Below are 18,056 nucleotides of genomic sequence, written 5' to 3'. Positions count from 1 at the left end.
TCAGGTGCGGGCACCCTGTCGAGCGCCGTGGGTGCGGCCTACCGTCGGGGTCGTGAACCGGTTTCGTAGTCGTTTGCAGGAACTGCGCTGGCTGGCGGTGGGTGCGGCGATCGGGCTGCCGGCGCCCGCGCTGCTGGCGGTCGTCGCCGTGTCAGGACCGACCGGCCTCGTCGGCGTGGGCGTGCTGCTCTTCGCCGGCGCGATGTGGGCGGTCCGCCGGCTCGCCGGTGCGCAGCGGCGACGGGTGGGCGCGTCGCCGCCGTACCGGCCGCTGACCGGCACCGGGTGGGCCCGGCTGCGCACCGTCGTGCGGGATCCGGCCACGTGGCGCGACCTGCTGTGGCTGCCGTGCCAGTTCGGCGCCGGCGTCGGCAGTCTCGTGCTCGCGGTCGGGCTGTGGCTGGCCGCCGTGCAGTGCCTGACGGCCCCGGCGCTGCGGGCGCTGCTCCCCGAGCCGACCGGTTTCGATCCCGCGGTCCTGGAGTGGACCGGCCGGTCCGGGCCGCTGACGTGGGTGCTCGTGCCGGTCGGTGCCGGGCTGGCCGTCCTCGCGTATTGGCTGCCCCGGCACCTGATCGAGGCGCAGACCCGGCTCGCCGCGGCGCTGCTGGCACCCACGGCCAAAGCCCGCCTCACCGCCAGGGTCGACCGGTTGACCACCACCCGGGCCGCCGCCGTGGACGCGTCCGCCGCCGAGCTGCGCCGGATCGAACGCGACCTGCACGACGGCGCGCAGGCCCGGCTGGTGGTCCTCGCCATGAACCTGGGGGTGGCCTCGGACGTCATCGACGCCGACCCGGCGGTGGCCAAGGCGCTGCTGACCGAGGCGCGGGCCGGCGCCGGCGCCGCCCTGACCGAGCTGCGCGACCTGGTCCGGGGCATCCACCCGCCGGTGCTGGCCGACCGCGGCCTGGCCGCCGCCGTGCACGCGCTCGTGCTGGGCAGCACGGTCACGGTCGAGCTGGACCTGCGGCTGGACCGGCGGCTCGCGGCGCCCGTGGAGGCGGCCGCCTACTTCGCCACCGCCGAGGCGCTGACCAACGCCATCCGGCACAGCGATGCCCGGCAGGTCCAGGTCAGTCTCGTCGACGAGGGTGCGGCGGTGCGGATCACCGTGCGCGACGACGGCCACGGCGGCGCCGACCCGTCCCGCGGCACCGGCCTGCTCGGCATCCAGCGGCGGCTGTCCGCGTTCGACGGTGGCCTGCGCGTCAGCAGCCCGGCCGGCGGGCCCACGGTGCTGGAGATGGAGCTGCCGTGCGGGTCCTGATCGTCGAGGATCAGGTGCTGCTGCGCGACGGCCTGACCCGGATGCTGACCGCGTACGGCTTCGACGTCACGACCACCGGGGCCGACGGCGACGGGCTGGCCGAGCGGCTCGTCGCGGCGCGGCCGGACGTGGCGGTGGTCGACGTCCGGCTGCCGCCCACCTTCACCGACGAGGGCCTGCGCGCCGCCGTCGCCGCCCGCCGCGCCCGGCCCGGACTGCCGGTGCTGGTGCTCTCGCAGTACGTCGAGCGCCTCTACGCCCGCGACCTCCTCGCCGACCGGGCCGGCGCGGTCGGCTACCTGCTCAAGGACCGGGTCGGTGAGGTCCGCGAGTTCGTCGACGCGATCCACCGCGTCGCCGCCGGCGGCACGGTGATGGACCCCGAGGTCGTCGCGCAGCTGCTGCACCGCCCGGACGCCCTGGACAGCCTCACCACCCGGGAGGGTGAGGTGCTGCGCCTCATGGCCGAGGGCCACTCCAACGCGGCCATCGCGGCCCGGCTCGTCCTCGCCGAGAAGTCCGTCAACAACCTCATCAACTCGCTGTTCGCGAAGCTCGGCCTGGCCCCGTCCACCGACCAGCACCGCCGCGTCCTCGCCGTCCTGAGCTACCTCGACCGCCGCTGAGCGGTCATGATTGGGGGTATGGAAGCTCCGCTGGACCGGGTCGCGGTCGAGGCAGCGCTGCGGCCGTTCGGGTCGTCGCGAATGCTGCCGGCGCAGGCGTACACCGACCCCGCGGTCCTCGCGTGGGAGCGGCGGCACCTGTTCGCCGACGCGTGGACGTGTGTTGGGCGGGTCGGCGAGCTGAGTGACGGCTGCACCCAGCGGGCCGTCACCGTCGGCGACGTCGGGGTGCTGCTGACATTTCCAGCGGATGCCGCGGTGCGGGCCTTCGCCAACGTCTGCCGGCACCGGGCCCATGAGCTGCTGCCCGACGGCGGGTCGAACGGGCGGCCGGCGGCGGTGTGCCCGTATCACGGCTGGGCGTTCCGGCTCGACGGTGCCCTGGCCACGGCGCCCGGGATGGGGGCGCTCGACGCGAGCGAGTTCGGGCTCATCGAGCTGCCCGCCGCGGTGTGGGAGGGGTGGCTGTTCGTCAACGCCGGCGCGCCGGCGGCCCCGTTCGCCGAGCACCTCGGGGCGCTGGACGGGTTGCTCGCGCCGTACCGGATGGGCAGCCTCGAACTCGGCGCGCGGCACGAATACCGGGTCGCCGCGAACTGGAAGGTGATGATCGACAACTATCACGAGTGCTACCACTGCCCGCTGATCCACCCGGAGCTGTGCAAGGTCTCGCCGCCGACGTCGGGGGACAACTGGTCGCTGCCCGGGGCGTGGGTCGGCGGCTCGATGGACCTGCGCCCGCACGCGTCGACGATGTCCTTCGACGGCAACGGGCCGGGCGTCTACATCCCCGACGCCCCGCGCCGCACCGTGCTGTACGTGGGGCTGTTCCCCAACCTGCTGGTGTCCGCGCACCCCGACTACGTGATGACGCACCGGCTCACGCCGCTGGAGCCGGGGCTGACGTCGATCGAGTGCAGCTGGTTCTTCCCGGCCGGTTTCTCGGAGACGGCCTACGCGGTCGACTTCTGGGACCTGACGAACCGCCAGGACTGGGCCGCGTGCGAGTCGGTCCAGCGGGGCCTGAGCTCCCCGCACTTCGTGCCCGGCCCGCTCGCCCCGAACGAGGACGCGGTGTACCAGTGGACGACCCTCGTCGCCGAGGCGTACCTGGGCCGTGGGCTGCGGTTGGATTCTTAGGCTTGAGAGCCTGGGCACTCGTGTTCAGGTTCTCAAGCCTAAGCATCAATCTTTTTGGTCAGCGTCTCGAAGGCCAGGTCGTCCCGTAGCGGCCGGCCGAAGCGCTCGTCGCCGTAGGGGAACGGGGTCAGCTCGCCGGTCCGGGCGAAGCCGCGCCGCTCGTACCAGCCGATGAGGTCCTCGCGCTGGACGATCACCGTCATCCGCAGCTCCCCGGCGCCCCACTCGTCCCGGGCGATCCGCTCCGCCTCGCCGAGCACCGCCCGGCCGAGTCCGTTGCCCTGCTGCGCCGGGTCGACCGCGAACATGCCGAGGTAGCCGTACCCGTCGCGCCGCTCCAGCTGGCAGCACCCGACGACGACCCCGTCCTGCTCCGCCACCAGCACCAGCGTGTCGGTGATCGCGGCCTCGACCATCGCCGGGTCGGCCCGCTGCCCCTCGAGCAGGTCCGCCTCGGTCGTCCAGCCCGCGCGGCTGCTGTCCCCCCGGTACGCGGACTGCACCAGCGTGACCACGGCCGGGACGTCTTCGGTGTGCGCGGGGCGGAACGTGACCATGACGGCATTCTAGGATCGCCGTTGGGACGTCATCGAACCTGGAGGTTCGCGGTGAGTGCACAGGACTGGCAGTCGCGGATCGACACGACGGTGGCCCACCCGGCCCGGCGGTACGACTACTGGCTCGGCGGCAAGGACAACTTCGCCGCCGACCGCGAGTCCGGCGACGCGATCGCCGCGAAGTTCCCCGCGATCCGCACCGCCGTGGTGGAGAACCGGCGCTTCCTGCGCCGCGCGGTGACGTTCCTGGCCTCGGAGGTCGGCGTCCGGCAGTTCCTGGACATCGGCACCGGCCTGCCGACGGCCAACAACACCCACGAGGTCGCCCAGGCGATCGCCCCGGAGTCGCGGATCGCGTACGTCGACAACGACCCCCTCGTCCTCGTGCACGCCCGGGCCCTGCTCACCAGCGCCCCCGAGGGCGCCACCGTCTACGTCGACGCCGACCTGCGCGACCCCGCGAAGATCCTCGACGACCCGGACCTGCGCCGGACCCTGGACCTCACCCAGCCGGTCGCGCTGCTGCTGCTCGCGATCCTGCACTTCGTGCCGGAGGAGGACGACCCGTATGCGGTGGTGCGCCGGCTGCTCGCCGCGCTCCCGGCCGGCAGCTACCTGGTCGCGTCCCACGCCACCAGCGACTACCTGCCGCCGGAGCTGGTCGCCGACATCTCCTCCGGCCGGCACGGCCAGGGCCGCCTGCGGACCAGGGCCGAGTTCGCCCGGTTCTTCGACGGCCTGGACCTCGTCGAGCCGGGCGTCGTGCCCCTGGCGGAGTGGCGCGACTCGGCCGAGCCGCAGCCCCGCCCGACCGCGTCGGAGACCGCCATGTACGCGGGTGTCGCCCGCCTCCCCTGACGCTCAGGTGCCGATCCAGTCCGAGTCGGCCGCCAGGGTGGTGTCGGCCTTGCCGACGAGGCGCAGCAGCGCGTCGCGGTCGTGGGTGACGCCCGCCGCCGGCACGAACCACACGGTCAGGATGTAGCGGTCCGACGGCGGCTGGACCACGACGATCCAGCCGGGTCCGGTGCCTTTGTCCGGCATATCGAGGACGCGACCCATGACCGTGCCGACCGGCACGGCCTCGCCGCCCGTTGGGAAGCTGGTCGTCAGGGCGAGCGTCACGTCGAAGGTGCCCAGGCCCGCGACATCGGCGAAGAGTTTGGCGGTCCAGTCGACGGGCGTTTCACCCGTGAGTGAGTAGTCCATCGTCGACGGCGGGCTGGGCAGCCAGTCGAGCTTGAGCGGCGGCGGGACGGCCACCTCGTCGTGGCGCACCGAGGCGGCGACACGCAGCAGGTCGGCCTGGGATACCCCCCTGGCGCTGAGCGTGGCGAGGTGGGTGGCGTCGACGGCCCAGACGATCGAGGACCCGACTCTGGATTCGAGGTAGGTGCCGGTGGTGCCGTTGACGTCGACGGCGACGGGTGTCCCGTCGGTCGGCGCGGCCTGCCGGTCCTGCCGCCGGATGTCGAGACTCATGCCCGGGACGGAGTTCATGTACCCGCCGCCGCCGAGCTTCCCTCCGGCATTCCAGGTCTGCGTGGCGTGCGCCTCGTCCGCGGTGATGTGCCCGGTGCGGATCGTCTCCTTGAAGCCGGGCGGGAGCCAGGTGGGCCGGAACGTGAGGGTCGGCACCGCCGGCTTCGCCGGGACCTCGACCGAGGGCGGGGTGGTCGGCGGCGTCGGCGTGGTGCGCTCGACCAGGACCGCCGGCACCACCACCGCCAGGACGGCGAGGGCGGCGAGGGCGACCAGCCCGGTCCGTCGACGGCGGCGGCGCCGGGCGACCAGGGCCGGCAGGGCGCGGAGCACGCGGTCCGGGTCGGGAGCCTGCCGGGCCCGCTCCTCCTGCGCGCTGCGGACCAGCGCTTCGAGTCCTTCGTTCACGACCTCTCCCCTGTCATCAGCGGGCTTCGCAGCGCTTCCATCGCCCTGGTGAGGTGCGTGCGCACGGTGCTGACCCGGCACCCGAGCACGTCGGCGATCTGCTCGACGGCCAGGTCCTCGTAGAACCGCAGCGCGATCACCGCGCGCTGCCGGGGTGGCAGCGTGCCGATCAGGCGGACCATGGCGTCGCGTTCGTCGTAGCCACCGGTCGGGTCGGCCTGCGGCGGCAGGTCGAGCGCCTCGCCGGGGTGCAGGAGCCGGGCGGACCGGCGGCGGCGCCAGGAGAGGAACTCGTTGACGACCATGCGCCGCACGTAGCGCTCCGGCTCCTCCAGCGACCCGATCCGCGACCAGCGCGCCTGCGCCCTGACCAGGACGTCCTGCACGACGTCCTCGGCCAGGTGCGGGTCCCAGGTGACGACCGTGGCATACCTGACCAGCGCCGCGAGCCGGACGGCCACGAACTCCTCGAAGGTCACGGTGGAAGAACGTAACGGGCGGGGCGAAACTGCTACATCCCCTTTGGATTTTCTTGTTTGTGCAGGTCGCGGTTAGGGCGATGGCATCCGGGTAGTCGGCTGCCTGGCACCTGACCGACCGACACCGCACGGGGCACCCGATGACCGTCAAGAAGACGCTGACCTACGCCGCCTGGGCGTTCCTCATCTATTTCATCGCCTTCCGTCCGCAGGCCGCGGCGAGTGTCGGAAAGGGCCTCGTCGGCCTCATCGGCTCGGTCGGCAAGGGCTTCGGCGACTTCTTCAGCAGCCTGATCACCTGACCGGAGCGGCCTGATCACTCGATCGGAGCGCCTGATCACCCGACTGGAGCTACGGTCGACCGATGTCCCGGATGCGGCAGCGGATCGTCGACGACTTCATCGCCTGGGCGCCTGCGGGCGACGCCGGCCTGCGGGGCCGGATCTCGGTCCTGCTCCGGTGGCGGCCCGATCCGACCCGGTGGCGCAGCGGCGAGGTGCATGCCCTGTTCATGGACTCCGTCGCGCCCGGGCAGGTGGACGCCTGGCAGCTGAGCGAGCGTGGGCTGGACACGGTCCGCGACTTCCTGCGGTTCCTCGACGACACCGGCCGGCTGCACCCGGCGAGTGCCCGCCCGGCCGCGCTGCTCAAGGAGCTGGACCGGTTGACGGCGAAGTTCCCGGCGGCGATGGCCGACACCACCCGGTGGGACCTGACCAAGCGGATCTTCACCGCGATGCTCCGCGACGGCGTCCGGCCCGACGGCGACCCGGCCGAGGTCGACGCCTGGGCGGCGCGGTTCAGCGCCCGCGAGCCGGAGGAGCGCCGGGAGGTGCTCGGCACGCTGATGGAGCAGGAGGGGTACGCCACCGGCACCGTCCTCGTCACCGGTGACCAGGTCACGATGGTGCCCCCGGGGCGCCCGGCCCGGACCCGCCCGGCACCGGACAGAGCCGGTCCCGTGCCGACCGACGATGCGGCGCTCGCCAAGGCGGTGTCGCACGACGGTGCCGCCCGGCTGCGGGACCTCGCCACGCTCGCCGGCTGGGTCGGACCCGAGGGGCGCGCCGTCGACGGCCGCGGCGAGGTGCGCAAGGCCGACCGGCCGGCCCTGCTCGCCGCGCTGGGCCTGCCGGCGGGCGGCGAGCCGGCCATGGCGAAACTGTGGCAGACCGGGCTCGAGTTCGACGTCGTCCAGCTGCGCCGTGGCCGGGTGGAGCGGGGGCCGGGTGCGGACCTGGTCGACGCCGTCCTGGACGGGACCGCCCCGGCGCCGGCCGCGCTCGAACTGTGGACGGGCCTCGCCGACGTGCTCATCCATCCGGTCACGCCGCTGCACGCGGAGAAGGGCACCGAGCCCCTCCGCCGCTGGCTGGCCCCGTGGGCGCCGATGTTCCTCGACCTGCTCTCCGCCACCACCGGCCCGGCCGACCTGCAGGCACTCACCGATCGGTTGCTGGACGAGGAGGCCGGCCACCTGCCGCGCCGCGAGCCCGAGGTGTACCGGCGCATCGCCGCCACCGTGATCCGCAACATCCTCGCGACCCTGGCCCGCCACGGCGCCGTCGCGGTCACCGGCTTCACCGCGGATCCGGACCGCGAGGCCGCCGCGGCCGCGGCCGACACCACCACCTGGGCGATGGCGCCGGAGCCCGGCGTGACCGTCGAGCTGACCGACCTCGGCCGGCACCTGATGTCGGTACGATCGGCGGCGGCAGCGCCGTAGCGCAGAGGTGGTCGCGTCCGACTCATGATCGGAAAGACGCCGGTTCGAATCCGGTCGGCACTGCCCCCGACGATCGATAGAGTGGCCGGCGGCAGGGCCGTAGCGCAGAGGTGGTCGCGTCCGTCTCCGGAACGGAAGAACGCCGGTTCGAATCCGGTCGGCACTGCCCTCGACGTGAGGAGCGACCGATACTGCCACTGCATCCGTCCGCGGTCCCGGCGGGCATGATCGAGCGGGCCACAGCACGCCGGCTGGCCGGCGACTGGCGCGGTGCGTGCGCCGCCGCGGGGGTCGACGTCGACATCGACCCGGCCGCGATCCGGGACGTCCACGGCGCCGAGACCGCCGCGCGGGTCGAGGACGACCTGCGGCATCTCGTGCCGGACCTGCTGCGCTGGCACCTGCCGCGGCGCCCCACGGACGGCCTGCTGCGCCCGGGGCTGCTCCTGCCGCTGGCGCTGTTCCCGGACATGCACGCGCTGGTCGCCCGGACACCGGACCGCTTCGACCTGCCGCCGCAGCGGATCACGCTGCGCTTCGAGCGGCTGGACAGCGCGACGGCCGGTCGGCGGGACGATGCGGTGCTGCACCTTCGCGATCGCTGGGATTCCAGGTGTACGGCTGAGCTCCTGGCCCGTTGCGGCGGGGTCACCCGGTTGCCGTTCTTCACCCCCGCCGGGCAACGGACGAGCGGCGACGGGCCGGAGGGCGCCGTCGAGCGGGCGATCCTGCTCGACGAGGAGGGCCGGCACGCCGACGCGTGGGCCGCCGCCGGGTTCACCCTCGAAGTGCTGCTGTTCGAGCCGGGCTGGAGCCGGGACCGCATCGACCCGGCCGCGTGGCGGGCAGGCGACGACCGCGACCGGAAACGGCAGGACGTGGTCGAGCAGTCGCTCGCCTGGCTGCGGCCCCTGCACGCGGCACTGGCCGGGGCCGCCCGCCGGATCGGCGCTCACGTGGCAGCGGCCCGCCGGGCGGCGCCGGTGCCCAAGGAGCCGGAGCACCGGCTCTTGTTCACGCCGTCGGGCCGCGAGGTCGACCACGTGGTGCCGGAGCCGCGGCCGGACGCGCTGCCGCTCCACGTCGACGAGCACGCCGGCCTGGTGCGCATCGACGTGCGCGGGCGCTGCATCGTGCTGGACCGCCTCGACACCGAGCGGCCGCGGGCCCGGCTCGTCGCCGGTGTGCCGTACGGCCGCGTCGACGACGAACGACGGCGCGCCGAGGTGGCCGAGTTCGGGCTGGAACTGGACCGGGTGCCGCGGCTGCCGCACGTGCTGGCCCGCCGGCCGGCCGAGCTGACCGCCCTGTTCCGGGGGACGATGCGGCCGGACCAGCTGCATCCGCTGGTGCACGCGGCGCTGTTCCCGGCCGGGACGGCTCCCGCACCGGCGCCGCCGCCCGGGCTGCGGGACCGGGTCCGGGTGCAGTGCAACCACGCCACGCACGAGGTGCTCCTGCGTGACGGCACCGTCCACATGCCACACCCGCCGGCCGAGATCCGGCGGGAGCGCATGATCGAGGCGCTCGGCGGCCAGGTGCAGGGCTGCGTCGCCGCCCACGACGGCTGGCGCAACCCGGCCGTGCGGATGCCCGGCCCGATGCGGGGCCTGCGCCGCGAGCTCATGACGCTGGTCCTGCACGGCGACGCCGCGGCGGTGGCCGCCGCCCTGGACGGCGGGCTGGACCCACAGGTGCGCGACGAGCGCGGCCGGACGCTGCTGCACCTGCTGCCGTGGCTGACCGGGGAGGACCTGCTGCCGCGGCTGCTCGACGCCGGCCTCGACGTGCACGCCCGCGACCTGAACGGCGAGACGCCGCTGCACCCGGCCGTCGACTACGGCTCGCCGGAGCTGGTGCGGGCGCTGCTCGACGCCGGCGCCGACCCGCACGCCGCGTCGCAGCGGCCCTACGCCCGCGCCCCGATCTGGACCGGCCGGCAGGACCTCGCCTTCCTCCGCGACCTGATCCAGCGGCGGTAGGCTGCCACCGGCAGGGCCGTAGCGCAGAGGTCGACGCACCGCCTTAACAAGGCGAGGGACGCCGGTTCGAATCCGGCCGGTCCTGTCCTGCCCCTCAGTCCCGCGCGACGGCGTATTCGAACTCGCGGCCCGCCGGGGCGGCCACGGTTACGCCGGTCCGGGTGAAGCCCGCCTTCTCGTACAGGGCCTGGGCCCGGGCGTTGTCCTCGTGGACGTAGAGCCGGACCCGCTCGACGCTCGGGTCGGGCAGCGCCCACGACCAGGCCAGCGCGGCCTCGAACAGGGCTGGCGCGAGGCCGGTGCCGCGCGCCTCGGGCCGGACGTAGACGCCGACGACGTGCGTCTGCGCGATGTCGTAGGTCTGACCGAAGTAGTCCTGCACGCCGGCCGGCTCGACGAGGACGGTCACGGTGCCCAGCCAGCGCCCGTCCCCGTCCTCGCCGATGAACTGCCGCACGGTTTTGCCCTCGGCGGCGTCGGCCGTGCGGCCCTGCCAGAGCTCGTCGGGCAGCGCGACCGACCGCTCATACGTGTCGAGGAACGCGATCGACGCGACCGGATCCTGGAGCCCGGCGAGCCGCAGCTCCTTCGCCAGGGGCCAGTCCTCGGCGCGTACCGCTCTGATCGTGAACTGCATCGCGCCATCCTGACACCCATTTAGACGGGGGTGAACCGAATTGCGTTCGCGCGGGCGAAGGTGGTGCCGGCGGTCAGGACGACCTTGCCGGCGGTGCCCTGCGCGAACGCCCACGTGCCGAGGGTGCGCCAGGCCCCGCCCGCGGCGACCTGGTCCACGGTGACCTGGGCCGTGCCGCCGGCGTGGGTGATCTGGTACGCGGCGGCGGTCGTGCTGCTGGTGCTCGCCGGCACCCAGGCCTCGACGCGATACGTGGCGGCCGCCCGCAACGTCGGCGCCCAGGTGGCGGTGGAGCCGCTCGTGTTGCTGTACCGGCTCGGCGTGCCGTCGACGCCGGTCAGGCTGCTCGCGAGCCAGGTGCCGGTTTCGCGGTACCGGATGGACCCGGCGCAGTCCACCGTGGTGTCCAGGGGCGTGACGGTGACCTCCCGTGGCCCCGGGGTGCCGGGCACGACGTAGCCGGCCGACGGCGCGCTCGTGCCGCCCTCACCCACGGCGGTGACGCGGTAGGCGATCGCCGCGACCGTGCCCTGCGGGCCGAGGACCAGGGTGGTCGCGCCGGCGACGACGGCGACGGTGCGCTCCGGGCCGCAGTCGGCGGCCGCGACGAGGTATCCGGCCGCGCCGGCGGCCGCGGACCAGACCAGCGTCGTGACGCCGCCGCTGGTGGAGCTGCCGAGCCCGGTCGGGGTGCCCGGCGCGCCGGTCGGCAGCGTCGGCGTGGTGCGGGTGGCCAGGGTCTGCGGGGCGGACCAGCCGGCGGCGGTCCCGCACCGGACGCTGACCTGCTGGGCGGTGTCGGCGAGGAGCCCGGTCACGGTCAGCAGTTCGACGGCGGAGGACTCCACGACCCGGACCACGGTGCGGCCGCCGCCGGTGGCGGTCACCTCGTAGCGCTCCGCCGTGGGGTCCGGGGTGATCCGCACCGCGATCCGGTCGTCGCCGGCCAGGGCGCCGTGCACCGTCATTCCGAGCACCGGCACGGGCGCCGCCTCGCTCCACACGGTGTTGGATCCCTTGATCCGCACGGTGTCGGCGGCGGCGACGACCCGGACCGAACCCTTCAGCGCCGTGGTGAAGTCGCGGACGGTGCTCGCGCCGGCGAAGGCCTGCACCTGATGGTCGGTGGCGCCCGGGGCGACGATGAAGCCCAGCACGAACCCGCCGGCGACGGGCACCACGTCCTGGATCTTCGGCGGCAGCGCGAGGGTGCCGGCGGGCGTGACGGTCACCGGGGCGGAGGGGGCCGAGGTGCCGGCGCCGTTGAGCGCGACGACCCGCAGCTGGACGGCGGTGCCGTTGGTGAGGCCGGTCAGGTCGGCGAACCCGTTGACCGTGTCCGCACCCGTGGCCCCGAGCACCCGGTAGTTGTCGGCGTTGGCGACCCGGTCGAAGACGACCCGGGCCGACCCGTTCGCGGCGATCACCTGCCGGATCACCGGCGCAGCCGGTACCCGTGAATCCAGCGTGACGGAAGCGACCTCGTGGCCGGACGGCGCGAGCAGCGTGAGCCGCTGCCGCACGGCGGTGCCGGGGTCGGTCCAGCGCACGGCCCGCTGCAGGGTGGCGGCGCCCGGGGCGATGTCGGGCAGCGGCACGATCCGCCCGTCGATCACGGCGCCCTGGGCGTCGGTGACCTGCCAGGCGAGCCGGTGCCCGCGCAGGACCCGGGCCGGGGCGTCGGCGCTCATGGAGGTGCGCGGGTCGACGGTCAGCAGGCTCAGCCCGGCGGACGTGGTGATGCCGAGGCCCCGCACGACCGAGTTGGTGGCCTGCAGCTGCGCGTATGCCCGCTTCCGCTGCCCCCACACGTTCTGGATGCCCCAGCCGCGGACCTGGTTCGGCGACGTGCCGCCGTAGCTGCTGCGGTAGTCGTTGAACGTCCAGTGCGAGCTGCCCACGATCCACGGTCGCCCGGGGAACACGGTTGCGGCGGCGTCGCTGGTGGTGCGGAAGTCGACGTCCTCACGGCTGGTGGGAAACGTGAAGCTGTCGGAGCTGTACTCCGAGATGAAGACGGGTTTGTCGGGGTACAGGCCGTGCACATGGTCGGCGCCACCGGCGAAGCCGCCGTACATGTTGATGCAGGCGAAATCCGTGTACTGCAACGCCTCCGCGCCCGGGGTCGCGGCGCTGCCGGAGGTGTTGCTGACGTAGGTGCACAGCCGGGTGCTGTCCAATGTGGACTTGATGTACGCGATCATCTCGCGGACGAACGTGCGCCCCGCCTCGCTGGTGCCCTGGATCTCGTTCGCCACCGACCACGCGACGATCGACGGGTGGTTGTAGTCGCGGCGGATCATGTCGCGCAGCTCGGCGCGGGTCGTCTCGTCGGCCGGGTCGAGGTTCGCCCCGCTGCCCCAGACCGGGATCTCCTCGATGAGCAGCATCCCGATCTCGTCGGCGTAGTCGAGCAGCTCCGGCGTCTGCGGCACGTGGTGGATGCGCATCAGGCCGGCGCCGGCCGCCTTCATCCGGTCCAGGTCGCGCCGCACCAGGTAGGTCGGCTCGGTCGCCCCGACGACCCGGTCGTCACCGACCCGGTTGTAGCCGTTGAGCCGGATCTGCTCCCCGTTGAGATACAGGGCCGTGCCCCGCACCTCCACCTTGCGGAACCCGAACCGGTCGGCCTTGCCGTGCAGCACCGTCGACCCTTCCGAGACGGTGGTGTCGCAGGTGTACAGGGTGGGCCGGTCCAACCCCCACAGCTCGAACCCGCCCGCTGCGACGCCGCTGTCCAGCCGCGCCTCGGCGGTGCCTCCGGCCGGGACGGTGACGGTCGCGCTGGGCGTACCCCACGGAAAGGCGCTGCGAACGGTCACGGTCCTTGCGGCGGCGCCCGTGTTGGACAGCGTCACCCAGTTCACGACGCTGCCCGCACCGGTGCTCAGGTCGGGCGTGGCGATGACGTGCTGGCGCTCGATCCGCACCGCGGCGTCCACGGTGAGCGAGACCGACCGGCTGATCCCGCCCCACGGCCACCAGGCCCCGATGGAGTAGCTGTTGCTGGCCGCGACCACGACCGTGTTGGTGCCCTGCAGGCGGCTCGTCACGTCGAACTCAAACGGCGTGTAGCCGCCGACGTGCTCGCCGAGGTACACGCCGTTGAACCAGACCCTGGCCCGGTGATACACGGCCTCGAACCGCAGCCGGACGACCTGCCCGGCGGTGATCGTCGGGGCCGCGACCGTGCGGCGGTGCCAGCCCCAGCCGCGGTAGCCGGCCCAGGCGTCGTGCACGTCCCAGTTGCCGGGGATCTGCAGCGTGGCCCAGCCGGAGTCGTCGAACCCGGGCTGCGCCCAGCCGGCCGCCTCGCCGGTGTTGCCGGGGTCGGTCGCGAACCGCCACACCCCGTCGAGCGTCTGGGTGGTCCCGGCCGCTTGGGCCGCGGTCGCCAATGCCGGGATGGGCAGAAGGGCACCGGCCGCGCCGGCACCGAGGAGCTTGAGGACGTCACGCCGATGCGGGGTCACAGGAGCCTCCGGAATCGTCCTACCGGAATCGGCTACGGGCGGATCCGATTCCGGAAGCGACTTGCAGTAGCCGCGAAGCTAATGCACTCTCCGCAACTCGTCAACCATCGATCCGGATTCCACACTGTCCCCCTCGGCTACGCGCCCAGGTACCCGACGTGCGGAGAGCCGGCGGCCAGCCGGACCTCGTAGCCCCAGCGGCGCAACGCCTGCAGCATCTTGGCGCCGCCGGGCGGGTTCGCGGAGTGGATGAAGACGACCCCGATGTCGAACGGCCGCCCCTCGAACGCGGCCAGCTCGAGCACCTCGACCACCGGCCAGATCGTGTCGTCGCCGCCCAGGTCGTGATCCAGCCACAACTCGTCGATCCGCCGCCCCCGGTGCCGCTCCAGCACCGCCACGCCGGCCGCACTGGTCCGCGCCACCTCCGCCGCCCGCCCGTCCACGAACGACCGCAAGTCGTCGACCAGAACCACAGTGCGCCGCAGCCCGCTTCCCATCGCCGCACCGTAGCCGCAGCTCGCGGCACGTTCTTGACGCGCCGTCCGGTGGGTCGCTTAGGCTGGGGGTGGCGCCCGGGGCGCCGGCGGTCCGCGCGAAGGGCTCAGCCCACCTGGAAGATCGTGGCCTTGCCGGTGTGTTCACCTCCTTTCCGGCCTGAGCAAGCGGACGCCAGGCATCCGGACAAGGAGGCATGCCGTGCCGACCCGCCGTCTTCCCGACCGTCCCGACGTCGAGCACCTCCGCAACCAGGCCAAGACGCTGCAGCGGCGGGTCCGGGACCAGGATGCGCAGGCGCTGGGGTGGGTGCGGGAGTTCCACCCGAACCCGCCGGAGACGTTCGCCCGCAGCGACGCGTTGCTGGTGGTCGCGCGGTCCTACGGGTTCGCGAGCTGGCCGGCGTTGCGGGCCACCCTCGACGTGATCGAGCGGTTCACCAGGTCGCCGCACCGGGAGCCGGCCGGGTTCCTCGCGCTGGCCTGCTTGACGTACAGCAATGACGACCCGGGCCGGTGGGCGGGCGCGCGGCGGATGCTGGCCGAGCGGCCGGAGCTGGCCGGGCAGTCGATCTACACGGCCGCGGCGGTCGGGGATGTCGCGGCGGCGCGCCGGTTCCTCGACGAGGATCCCGGGCTGGTGAACCGGCAGGGTGGGCCGCACCGGTGGGAGCCGCTGCTGTACGTGGCGTACTCCCGCATCGACAGCACGGCGCCGGGGCACTCCACGTTGGAGGTGGCCCGGTTGCTGCTGGAGCGGGGGGCCGACCCGGACGCGGGGTTCCTGTGGGACGGGCTCACGTCGCCGTTCACGGTCCTGACGGGGGCGTTCGGCGGTGGGGAGGGCGCGCCGCCGCCGCACCAGTTCCGGCTGGAGCTGGCCGAGCTGCTCCTGCGCGCCGGTGCGGATCCGAATGACAGTCAGACGCTGTACAACTGCGGCCTTCAGCCGGACGGGGACGATCACCTGCGGCTGCTGCTCGGGCATGGGTTGGGTGGGGGCGACGGTGGGGTGTGGCACCGCAGGCTCGGGCACACCCACCCGACGCCGCGGCAGTTGCTGGACGACGAGCTGGTCAAGGCGGCGCGGCACGGCCGGGGCGAGCGGGTCCGGCTGCTGCTCGACCACGGCGCCGACCCGGACGGCGTGGGCACCGCGCACCCCGTCTTCGGTGGGCACACCGCCCGGCAGGTGGCCACGATGTACGGCCACGCCGAGCTGCTGGGCGAGGCGAACGATCCGGTGCTGCGGTTCCTCGGGGCCTGCATGCGGGCCGACGAGGCAGCGGCCGAACGGCTCAGAACTCCGGCCGCGCCGCCGCACCACCTCGTCGCCGCGGCCGCCGACGGCCGGACCGACGCGGTGCGGCTGATGGCGCGGCTGGGGTTCGAGGTGCACGGCATGGCGCTGCACCAGGCGGCGTTCCACGGCCATCTCGACACGGTCCGGGCGCTCATCGAGCTGGGCGCCGACCCGTTGCGCACAGATCCGTCGTACCACGCCACGCCGCGTGGCTGGGCGGAGCACAACCAGCAGTGGGCCGTGGCCGAGTACCTGGCGACCGTGGAACGTTCACGGGCCGGGTAAGCCGCGAGCGTGGTCGCTGCAAAAAGCGTGTCGAAGCGCTTGACCTGAGTCTGCCACGTCCCCAGCATGGGAGCGCTTCCATCCACGCTCTCCGATTGGACCGCCATGCAGCTCGGACCACGCCGCCGTGCCGTGATGGGCGCGGCGCTGCTGCTCGCGGCCGGGATGTCGGTCGCCGCAGCACCTGCCGCGGCCGCCGACCCGGCCCCGACCACCGTCACCGTGAACGCCAGAGCGGGCCTGGCGACCGTCCCGGACACCGCGTTAGGCGTCAACGACGCGATCTGGGACGCCGAACTCGGCACCACGGCCGTGTCGGACCTGCTCGGCGCGGCCGGTGCGCAGATGATCCGCTATCCGGGCGGCTCGTATGCCGACATCTACCACTGGCGCGACCACACCGCACCCGGCGGATACGTCGCCCCGAACACCGACTTCGACACCTTCATGGGTTCGGTACGCCGGATCAGCGCCCAGCCGATGATCATCGCGAACTACGGCACCGGTACCGCCGAGGAAGCCGCCGACTGGGTCCGCTACGCGAACGTCACCAAGGGCTACGGCGCGAAGTACTGGACGATCGGCAACGAGAACTACGGCAACGGCCACTACGGCTCCGAGTGGGAGGCGGACAACCACGCCGACAAGAGCCCGCGCGCCTACGCCGAGGGCGTGGTGGCGTTCGCGGCGGCCATGAAGGCCGTCGACCCGACCATCAAGATCGGTGCGGTCCTCACCACGCCGGGCAACTGGCCGGACGGCATCGTCGGCTCCGGTGACGCCGGCACGTGGAACCAGGTCGTGCTGTCCGTCGCCGGCCCGTCGATCGACTTCGTCGACCTGCACTGGTACCCGGGTGGTGGCACCGCCGCGGAGTCGCTGAGCAAGACCAACCAGATCGACGACATCATGTTCCTGACGCGCCAGCAGATCGCGCGGTACGCGGGAGCCGGCGCCACCGCCCGCATCAAGGTGAGCTTCACCGAGCTCAACGTCGGCGTCGGCCAGAACACCCAGCCGGGCGCGCTGTTCCTTGCCGACGCGTACAGCAGCCTGCTCGACAACGGCGTCTTCACCGTCCAGTGGTGGAACGTGCACAACGGCATCGGCACCGTGTCCACCGTCGCCGGCCAGACCGACTACGGCGACTTCGGCCTGCTGTCCAGCGGTGGCTGTCAGTCGGGCGGGACGGTCTGCGAGCCGGCCATGAACACGCCGTTCGCGCCGTACCACGCCCTGAGCGTCATGAAGTCCTTCGTCCGCACCGGCGACCAGCTGGTCCGCGCCGGCACCGCCGACCCCCTGGTCAGCGCGCACGCCGCCCGGCGCCCCAACGGTGACCTGGCCGTCCTGCTGATCAACAAGGACCCGGACAACGCCCGGCCGGTCGCGATCCAGTACTCCGGCTACACCCCCGCCGCCGGCGCGCCAGTGGTGACCTCGTTCCGCAACGGCGACCCCGCACCGTCCACGGCACCGGCGGGCACCGCGGCCGCGCAGACGCTGCCGCCGTACTCGCTGACCCTGCTCGTGCTGCACCCGTCCTCGACCACCACGGGCGCACCCGGCGCGCCGGGCCAGCCGACGCTGACCGCGGCCACCGCGACCACGGCGACCATCGCGTGGCCGGCCGGGTCCGCCGGCGGCAGCCCGATCGCCAAGTACGAGGTGCACCGCCAGAACGGCACCGTCAGCGAGCAGCTCGGCGAGACCCCGGGCACCTCACTGCAGGTCCACAACCTGAACCCTGGCACCCGCTACACAGTCAACGTCATCACCCGCGACGCCGCCGGCCGGGTCTCGTGGTCCTCGCCGCCGCTGACGTTCACCACCGGCACCCCGGCGACCAGCACCTGCACCGTCCGCTTCACCGACGTCACCGACTGGGGCAACGGCTACGTCGGCAACATCGACATCACCAACACCGGCCCGGCGCCGATCAACGGCTGGACCCTCACGTTCACCTGGCCCACCGGCTGGCAGAGCATCAGCGGCAGCTGGAACGGCAACTGGACCCAGACCGGCCGCGACGTGAAGGTCACCAACGCCGACACCAACGGCGCCCTGGCCGCCTCGGGCGGTGCGACCAGCACCGGCTTCGTCGGCGCGTACAACGGCCCGAACGTCCTGCCGACCGCCTTCCGCCTCAACGGCACGCTCTGCACCACCGCCTGACCCCCCGCCCGCCGGG

General features: G+C 73.4%; 15 protein-coding genes and 3 tRNA genes. 12 read left to right on the top strand and 6 right to left on the bottom strand.

Annotation, left to right across the window (positions count from 1 at the left end):
• Positions 1-52 precede the first annotated feature (52 nt).
• From ACFPIJ_RS24290 to ACFPIJ_RS24280, 3 genes are read left to right on the top strand one after another with little or no spacing between them, the layout of a single operon-like run.
• Complete coding sequence (locus tag ACFPIJ_RS24290; RefSeq protein ID WP_380117471.1) at positions 53-1,270, top strand: sensor histidine kinase; 1,218 nt, start codon at positions 53-55, stop codon at positions 1,268-1,270.
• Complete coding sequence (locus ACFPIJ_RS24285) at positions 1,258-1,896, top strand: response regulator transcription factor (RefSeq protein ID WP_380117470.1); 639 nt, start codon at positions 1,258-1,260, stop codon at positions 1,894-1,896. Before ACFPIJ_RS24290 ends, ACFPIJ_RS24285 begins: the two co-directional genes overlap by 13 nt.
• Before the next feature lie 18 nt (positions 1,897-1,914).
• Positions 1,915-3,036, top strand: a complete 1,122-nt coding sequence (locus ACFPIJ_RS24280; protein ID WP_380117469.1) for an aromatic ring-hydroxylating oxygenase subunit alpha — start codon at positions 1,915-1,917, stop codon at positions 3,034-3,036.
• A 38-nt stretch (positions 3,037-3,074) separates the two neighbouring features.
• Here the strand turns inward: ACFPIJ_RS24280 and ACFPIJ_RS24275 are convergent, their stop codons facing one another.
• Positions 3,075-3,593 (bottom strand): GNAT family N-acetyltransferase, encoded by a 519-nt coding sequence (locus ACFPIJ_RS24275; protein ID WP_380117468.1) that lies wholly within the window; start codon positions 3,591-3,593, stop codon positions 3,075-3,077.
• A 51-nt stretch (positions 3,594-3,644) separates the two neighbouring features.
• Between ACFPIJ_RS24275 and ACFPIJ_RS24270 the strand changes: the two genes are divergently transcribed.
• Positions 3,645-4,451, top strand: a complete 807-nt coding sequence (locus ACFPIJ_RS24270) for an SAM-dependent methyltransferase (protein WP_380117467.1) — start codon at positions 3,645-3,647, stop codon at positions 4,449-4,451.
• 3 nt (positions 4,452-4,454) lie between these two features.
• Here ACFPIJ_RS24270 and ACFPIJ_RS24265 read toward each other — a convergent pair whose 3' ends face one another.
• Positions 4,455-5,483 (bottom strand): hypothetical protein, encoded by a 1,029-nt coding sequence (locus ACFPIJ_RS24265; protein ID WP_380117466.1) that lies wholly within the window; start codon positions 5,481-5,483, stop codon positions 4,455-4,457.
• On the bottom strand, positions 5,480-5,962 hold the full coding sequence (locus ACFPIJ_RS24260) for a SigE family RNA polymerase sigma factor (RefSeq protein ID WP_380117465.1): 483 nt from the start codon (positions 5,960-5,962) through the stop codon (positions 5,480-5,482). The genes ACFPIJ_RS24265 and ACFPIJ_RS24260 overlap by 4 nt, the downstream gene beginning before the upstream one ends.
• Before the next feature lie 140 nt (positions 5,963-6,102).
• On the opposite strand from ACFPIJ_RS24260, the gene ACFPIJ_RS24255 reads away from it, so the two are divergent.
• From ACFPIJ_RS24255 to ACFPIJ_RS24230, 6 genes are all read left to right on the top strand, one after another.
• Positions 6,103-6,264: a hypothetical protein gene (locus ACFPIJ_RS24255; RefSeq protein ID WP_203848589.1), complete on the top strand. Its 162-nt coding sequence runs from the start codon at positions 6,103-6,105 to the stop codon at positions 6,262-6,264.
• A 62-nt stretch (positions 6,265-6,326) separates the two neighbouring features.
• Positions 6,327-7,688, top strand: a complete 1,362-nt coding sequence (locus tag ACFPIJ_RS24250; protein WP_380117464.1) for a hypothetical protein — start codon at positions 6,327-6,329, stop codon at positions 7,686-7,688.
• Positions 7,679-7,751: transfer RNA gene (locus ACFPIJ_RS24245), tRNA-Met, on the top strand. Before ACFPIJ_RS24250 ends, ACFPIJ_RS24245 begins: the two co-directional genes overlap by 10 nt.
• A 30-nt stretch (positions 7,752-7,781) precedes the next feature.
• Positions 7,782-7,854: transfer RNA gene (locus tag ACFPIJ_RS24240), tRNA-Arg, on the top strand.
• Between the two features lie 58 nt (positions 7,855-7,912).
• On the top strand, positions 7,913-9,670 hold the full coding sequence (locus ACFPIJ_RS24235) for an ankyrin repeat domain-containing protein (protein ID WP_380117463.1): 1,758 nt from the start codon (positions 7,913-7,915) through the stop codon (positions 9,668-9,670).
• Between the two features lie 12 nt (positions 9,671-9,682).
• A tRNA-Val gene (locus tag ACFPIJ_RS24230) sits at positions 9,683-9,755 on the top strand.
• A gap of 9 nt (positions 9,756-9,764) precedes the next feature.
• On the opposite strand, the gene ACFPIJ_RS24225 is transcribed toward ACFPIJ_RS24230, so the two are convergent.
• From ACFPIJ_RS24225 to ACFPIJ_RS24215, 3 genes are all read right to left on the bottom strand, one after another.
• Positions 9,765-10,307, bottom strand: coding sequence for a GNAT family N-acetyltransferase (locus tag ACFPIJ_RS24225; RefSeq protein WP_380117462.1), 543 nt, complete (start codon positions 10,305-10,307; stop codon positions 9,765-9,767).
• 20 nt (positions 10,308-10,327) lie between these two features.
• On the bottom strand, positions 10,328-13,780 hold the full coding sequence (locus tag ACFPIJ_RS24220; RefSeq protein ID WP_380117461.1) for a glycoside hydrolase family 2 TIM barrel-domain containing protein: 3,453 nt from the start codon (positions 13,778-13,780) through the stop codon (positions 10,328-10,330).
• Between the two features lie 137 nt (positions 13,781-13,917).
• Positions 13,918-14,280, bottom strand: coding sequence for a cyclic-phosphate processing receiver domain-containing protein (locus ACFPIJ_RS24215; RefSeq protein ID WP_380117460.1), 363 nt, complete (start codon positions 14,278-14,280; stop codon positions 13,918-13,920).
• Positions 14,281-14,479: 199 nt separating this feature from the next.
• Here ACFPIJ_RS24215 and ACFPIJ_RS24210 point away from each other — a divergent pair, with 199 nt between their 5' ends.
• Together ACFPIJ_RS24210 and ACFPIJ_RS24205 are read left to right on the top strand one after the other, a co-directional pair.
• On the top strand, positions 14,480-15,865 hold the full coding sequence (locus ACFPIJ_RS24210; RefSeq protein WP_380117459.1) for an ankyrin repeat domain-containing protein: 1,386 nt from the start codon (positions 14,480-14,482) through the stop codon (positions 15,863-15,865).
• A gap of 105 nt (positions 15,866-15,970) precedes the next feature.
• Positions 15,971-18,040, top strand: a complete 2,070-nt coding sequence (locus ACFPIJ_RS24205) for a cellulose binding domain-containing protein (protein WP_380117458.1) — start codon at positions 15,971-15,973, stop codon at positions 18,038-18,040.
• The last annotated feature ends 16 nt before the right edge of the window (positions 18,041-18,056 follow it).

Origin of the sequence: Dactylosporangium cerinum (assembly GCF_042653625.1) — a bacterium.
Lineage (GTDB): Bacteria > Actinomycetota > Actinomycetes > Mycobacteriales > Micromonosporaceae > Dactylosporangium > Dactylosporangium cerinum.
This window is presented reverse-complemented; position numbering and strand designations above follow the sequence as displayed.

Coding starts and splice junctions, on each gene's coding strand:
- ACFPIJ_RS24255 (WP_203848589.1), top strand. CDS start 6,103: ATGACCGTCAAGAAGACGCTGACCTACGCCGCCTGGGCGTTCCTCATC.
- ACFPIJ_RS24250 (WP_380117464.1), top strand. CDS start 6,327: ATGTCCCGGATGCGGCAGCGGATCGTCGACGACTTCATCGCCTGGGCG.
- ACFPIJ_RS24235 (WP_380117463.1), top strand. CDS start 7,913: ATGATCGAGCGGGCCACAGCACGCCGGCTGGCCGGCGACTGGCGCGGT.
- ACFPIJ_RS24280 (WP_380117469.1), top strand. CDS start 1,915: ATGGAAGCTCCGCTGGACCGGGTCGCGGTCGAGGCAGCGCTGCGGCCG.
- ACFPIJ_RS24205 (WP_380117458.1), top strand. CDS start 15,971: ATGCAGCTCGGACCACGCCGCCGTGCCGTGATGGGCGCGGCGCTGCTG.
- ACFPIJ_RS24275 (WP_380117468.1), bottom strand. CDS start 3,593: ATGGTCACGTTCCGCCCCGCGCACACCGAAGACGTCCCGGCCGTGGTC.
- ACFPIJ_RS24225 (WP_380117462.1), bottom strand. CDS start 10,307: ATGCAGTTCACGATCAGAGCGGTACGCGCCGAGGACTGGCCCCTGGCG.
- ACFPIJ_RS24215 (WP_380117460.1), bottom strand. CDS start 14,280: ATGGGAAGCGGGCTGCGGCGCACTGTGGTTCTGGTCGACGACTTGCGG.